The sequence below is a fragment of the Protofrankia sp. CiP1_Cm_nod3 genome (assembly GCF_982290655.1).
On the sequence record NZ_CEVIVD010000014.1, the window covers coordinates 30768 to 36314 of the forward strand.

The window sequence follows — 5547 nt, forward strand, 5'->3', positions numbered from 1 at the left end:
AGCAGCCGCGGGAGCAGGCCCGCCGAACCGGCCTCCTCCAGCACCGCGATCCCCCGCGCCACCCTCAGCAACGGCTCACCGCCGCGGCGCAGGCAGGTCAGCACCGCCTTGCCGAACGCCTCACCGGGTGCCGGCCGGGCCGGCTGCCCGGCCGGCACCAACGCCGGGGCCGGGGCCGGGGCCGGGGCGGAGGTGGCCGGCAGGTCCTCGAGCAGCGCCCGCAGCAGGAGCGGGTTGCCGCCGGTGAGCTCCCACCAGCCCGACGCCACCGCACCTGCGGCGACCGTACCCAGCCGCGGTGTAAGCACTTCGGCCACCCCGCGCACCGACAGCGTGCCGACCCGCAGCCGGTGGCACCGCGGGTGGCGCAGCAGGTCGGTCTGCCAGGCGTTGCGCAGCCGGTCCCCGGCCGGGTCCGCCAGCTCGGTGACGACCAGCAGTACCCGCTGGGAGCCCAGCCGCCGGCCCAGGTAGATCAGCCCACGCAGGGAGGCCGTGTCGACGAGATGGGTGTCGTCGACGGCGAGCACCACCGGGGCGCGCTCGGAGAGCACCCGTAACGCCGCCCACAGGTCCTGCAGCAGGTGCGGGGACGGGTGGGTGGCGGCGGCATCCCCGGCGGCCGGGTCGTCAGGTGCGCCAGGCGGCACGGCGAAGGCCGTGTCGGGCAGCAGGCCGCGTGCGGCGGGGCCGGCGGCGCCGCCGGGGGTGCCGCTGCCGCCGGGCGTGCCGGCACCCTCCGTCAGGCCGGCGCGCAGGCCGCCGCGGGAGAGCTGGCGCAGGACCCCGAGCGGGAGATCACGCTCCACGCATGATCCGAAGGCCTCCAGCACGGTCGCGCCCGCCCGCGCGGCCCGCGCCATGAAGGTGTGCAGCAGCGCCGTCTTCCCGCTGCCCGCTCCCCCGGCGATGACGACCGTCCCACCCCTGGAGGCAGTACACTCTGCGAGCAGCGCGTCCAGGCAGCGCAGTGCGCCGTCCCGTTCCACCAGGGCGGGAACGGACTCGGCGGGGGGCGCGTACGGCCATCGCGGCGTGATGGCGGACAGGGCTGCGGTACCCATGGTGCTGCGTTTCCTCCGGCTGCGCCGACTTGGCACGCGAGCGACTGCGCTCGTCGCTGACCAGTGATCACCGTTGCTGACGTCGTCCGATGGTCCTCAAAGTCCGATGGTCCTCAAACTTTCCAACTATCGTCACCAAGATAGTGGTTTTACTCCCCTACCTCGAGACACCCCTGTCGGGACATCTCCGCGGAGAGCCTGGGCGCCGGAGCCGACAACACCGTCGACGGCGCTGGTCCGGACATCGGCTCTGGTCCGGGCATTGGTTTTGGTTTGGGTATTGACGAGTTGGGTGTTGTTGGGCCGGGTATCGCCGGGCGGTCGTCATCGCGACACCACGCTCAGGATGTCCGCGGCCGGCGCCAGGTCCGGGGCGGGCCCGGCGTCCGGCGGGCCGGGCGGCGCGGCGCGGCCGCCGACCGGTCGTGGCACGGCGGCCAGCAGCTGCCGGGTGTAGGCGTGCGCGGGCCGGGCGAACACCGTGGCGACGTCGCCGGTCTCCACCACCTGGCCGTCCTTCATCACGATGATCCGGTCGCTGACGTGGTGGATGACCCCCAGGTCGTGGGAGATGAACAGCAGCGCGACCCCCAGGTCGCGCTGCAGCCCGGCGAGCAGGTCGAGGATCTGTGCCTGGATCGACACGTCGAGGGCGGACACCGGCTCGTCGCAGACGATCAGATCGGGCCCGGGAGCCAGCGCGCGGGCGATCGCCACCCGCTGCCGCTGCCCGCCGGAGAGCTCCAGCGGACGGCGGCGCAGCACGTCCGCGGGCAGCCCGACCTGCTCGAGCAGCTCCACGACCCGGTCCCGGCGGGCCGCGCCCCGCGGAGCGCCGGGACCGGCCGGACCGGCGTCCCGAAGGGCGCCGCCGATGGCCGCACCGGCCTGCCGCGGAACGCCGCCGATGGCCCGACCGGCGTCCCGCGGAACGCCGCCGATGGCCACGGCCTCGCCGATGATGCGCTCGACGCGGTAGCGGGGGTCGAACGAGCCCAGCGGATCCTGATAGATCGCCTGGATGTGGCGGCGGCGGGCGCGCCGCGCGCGCTCACGCAGCCCGCTCCACGGCTGCCCGTCGAAGCGGACCGTCCCGGTGTCCGGCTCAAGCTGGCCGAGGACGATGCGGGCCACGGTCGTCTTCCCCGAGCCCGACTCGCCGACGACACCCAGCGTCTCGCCGGCGCGCAGCCGCAGCGACACGTCCCGTACGGCGTCCCGCCAGGTGCCGTCCGGGGAGCGGAAACGCCTGGAGATGCCCTCGACCTCCAGCAGCGCCTCACCGGTGGCTGCCGCGTCCACCCGCTGCCTGGGCGGGGCGCCCATCCCGGGCGCGTCACCCGGGGCCACCGGCCGGGGTGTCGCGGCCGCGGTACCGGGAACGGCGCCGGAGGCGGCACCGGCCGTACCGGAGCCTGACAGCGTAATGGCGGCGCTCGCCGCCTCGGAAGTGCCTGCCCAGGCGTCAACCGTTGCCGTGACGTCCGCTGCCGGGGCATCCGCTGCCGGGGCGGTGGACAGGACCCCGATGGGCGGGGCCTCGAACGGGTGCCAGCACAGCACGTCGTGCCGGCGGTGCGCGCCCGCGGGCACGACGCGGGCCGGCAGGCGTTCGCGGCAGCGGTCGTCCGCCCGCGGGCAGCGGTCCGCGTACGGGCATCCCGCCGGCCCTGGCAGCGGGCCGCGCGGTGTGCCGGGAGCGAGCCGGGTGCCCTTGGTGTGGGTGACGGGCACGGCGTCGAGCAGCGCCCGGGTGTAGGGGTGGCGGGGGCCGCCGAGGATCTGTTCGGCCGGGCCGTGTTCGACGATGTGGCCGGCGTACATCACCGCGATGTCGTCGGCGAGCCCGCCGACGACGGCGAGGTCGTGGCTGATCAGCAGCAGCGCGGCGCCGTCGAGCTTGTGCCGCCGCAGCAGGTCGAGCACCTGCGCCTGCACCGTGACGTCCAGGGCTGTGGTCGGCTCGTCGGCCAGCACCAGGGCGGGGCCGGCGGCTATCGCCGAGGCGATGAGCGCCCGCTGGCGCAGCCCGCCGGAGAGCTGGTGGGGGTACTGCCGGGCGCGTCGGGCCGGCTCGGGCACGCCGACGTCGTCGAGCAGTTCCAGCACCCGGGCGTCGGTCTCGGCGCGCGGGACGACCCGGTGGGTGCGCAGCACCTCCGCGATCTCGGCGCCGACCGTGCGCAGCGGGTCCAGCGACACCAGCGCGTCCTGGAGCACCAGGCCGATCCGCCGGCCGCGCACGGCCCGCCACCGCGCCTCGGTGAACGCGGCCAGGTCCTCCCCGGCGAAGCGCAGCCGGCGCGCGCTGAGGGTGGCGTTCCCACCGGTGAGGCCGACGAGGGTACGCGCGGTGACGCTCTTGCCCGAGCCGGACTCCCCCACCAGCGCCAGGCAGCGGCCCGCGTCCAGGGTGAACGAGACGTCGCGGACGGCGTGCACCGCCGCGCCGCCGGTGGTGAAGGTGACATCGAGCCCGTCCACGACCAGCAGGGGCTCCGCCGACGCGGCAGGCCTCGCCGAGGGGACGACCGGCGTCGGATCCACGTTGTCCGCCAGGTCTATGTTGCCCGCCGGGCCGGTCATGACGTCCTCCCGGCGAAGCGGCGCTGGGCGAACCGGCCGACGACGTTGACCGCGACCACCGTCGCGGTGATGGCGAGCCCGGGGAACACCCCGATCCACCACGCGGACGCCAGGAAGTCACGGCCCTCGGAGAGCATCGCACCCCATTCCGGTGACGGCGGCCCGGCGCCCAGGCCGAGGAAGCTCAGCCCGGACGCGTAGATCACCGACGTGCCGAAGCCGACGGCGCCGAGGACCAGCAGCGGGCCGAGGGTGTTCGGCAGGACGTGGCGGGCGATGAGCACCGGCCGGGGCAGCCCGAGCCCGACCGCCGCCTCGACGTACCCGGAGCGGCGGACCACCAGCGCCTCCGCCCGCACGATCCGGGCGTAGCCGGGCACGAAGGCGATCGCGACCGCGAGCATGACGTTCACCGTCCCGGTGCCGAGCACCGTCACCGCCAGCAGCGCCAGCAGCAGGGACGGCAGCGACAGCAGGACATCGGCGAACCGCATCAGCACCTGGTCGCCCACCCGGCCGGACAGCGCCGCGGCCAGCCCCAGCACCGTGCCGCCGAGCAGCGCGAACACCGTGGAGCCGGCGCCGACCAGCAGCGAGGTGCGGGCGCCGTGCAGCACCCGGGCGAAGACGTCCCGGCCGAGCTGGTCGGTGCCGAACCAGTGCGCGCCGCTGGGGGCGGCCATCGTCTGGCCGAGGTCGGTCTCGTTCGGGGCCTGGCCGGTGAACAGGCCCGGGGCGATCGCGACCAGCGCGAGCACGACGAGCAGCGCCCCGGCCAGCGCGACGCCGGCGCGCGAGAGCTGTCTGCGCCGCCGCGACCGGCTGGCGGCCCGGCCGGCCGCGGTCAGGGCCGGGGCCGGGCCGGTGAGCAGGCCGGGCTGGGTGGTGGTCACCGCCGGTTCACCCCTTCCTCAGTCGCGGGTCGATGGCGAGGTAGGCGAGGTCCACCACGGTCGAGATCAGGACGAAGACGAAGGCGGAGATCAGCACGACGCCGATCACCACCGGCATGTCCTTGTTCCCTACCGCCTGCAGGGTCAGCGTCCCGATGCCGGGGCGGGCGAAGACGACCTCGACCAGCACCGCGCCGCCGAGCAGCGTGCCGGTCAGCCAGCCGGTCAGCGTCACCAGCGACACCGCCGCGTGGCGCAGCGCGTGCCGGAACCGCACCGCCGTGCGGGTCAGCCCGCGGGCCCGGGCGGTGACCACGAACGGCTGGGCCAGCGCCGTCTCCAGGCCCTCGCGCAGCACCTGCGCGAGCACCCCGGCGACCGGCAGCGCCAGGGTGACCGCGGGCAGGACCAGCGAGGCGAAGCCCTCCGCCCCGGCCACCGGAAAGATCGTCAGCCGGAACGAGAAAAACGTGAGCAGGACGATGCCGAGCCAGTACGACGGCGTGGACACCGCCACCAGCTCCCAGGCGGAGGCCAGCGCGCGCGGCAGCGGCCGCCCGGCCGTCGTCACCGCGGAGAGCACCGCGACGGCGACGGCCAGCACGACCGCGGCCAGGGCGAGCTGGACGGTCGGCCAGAGCTGGCTGTCGATCAGCTCGGCCACGGGACGCTGGAGCTGGTAGGACTCGCCGAGGTCCCCGCGCAGGAGATGGCCGAGGTAGGAGGCGTACTGCGCCACGACGGGCCGGTCGAAGCCGTAGTCCTCCCGGATCTGCGCCCGTACCTCGGCGGAGGCGGTGGTGGACGGCCCGAGCAGCACCGCCACCGGGTCGCCCGGGACGAGCTGCAGCGCCGCGAAGGCGAGCGTCGCCGCCCCGAACAGCACCGCCAGCGCCGCCGCGAGCCGTACCGCCACCCCCCTGACCAGGCGCCCTCCGGCTGAGCGCCCTCCGGCTGAGCGCCCCCTGGCCAGGCGCCGCCCGGCCAGGTCACGCCCGGCCGGG

At 75.6% G+C, this 5547-nt stretch carries 4 protein-coding genes; all 4 read right to left on the reverse strand.

What is annotated here, in order from left to right:
• Window positions 1–1064 (reverse strand): AAA family ATPase (locus AC5LUJ_RS05180; RefSeq protein ID WP_493464543.1); only part of this gene is annotated, 1064 nt, incomplete at its 3' end.
• Window positions 1065–1388: 324 nt separating this feature from the next.
• Window positions 1389–3650: a dipeptide ABC transporter ATP-binding protein gene (locus tag AC5LUJ_RS05185; RefSeq protein WP_445548410.1), complete on the reverse strand. Its 2262-nt coding sequence runs from the start codon at window positions 3648–3650 to the stop codon at window positions 1389–1391.
• On the reverse strand, window positions 3647–4543 hold the full coding sequence (locus tag AC5LUJ_RS05190; protein WP_250285766.1) for an ABC transporter permease: 897 nt from the start codon (window positions 4541–4543) through the stop codon (window positions 3647–3649). Before AC5LUJ_RS05190 ends, AC5LUJ_RS05185 begins: the two co-directional genes overlap by 4 nt.
• A 7-nt stretch (window positions 4544–4550) precedes the next feature.
• Window positions 4551–5471 carry an ABC transporter permease gene (locus tag AC5LUJ_RS05195; RefSeq protein ID WP_250285770.1) on the reverse strand — a complete coding sequence of 307 codons (921 nt, stop codon included), beginning with the start codon at window positions 5469–5471 and terminating at the stop codon, window positions 4551–4553.
• Between the last annotated feature and the right edge of the window lie 76 nt (window positions 5472–5547).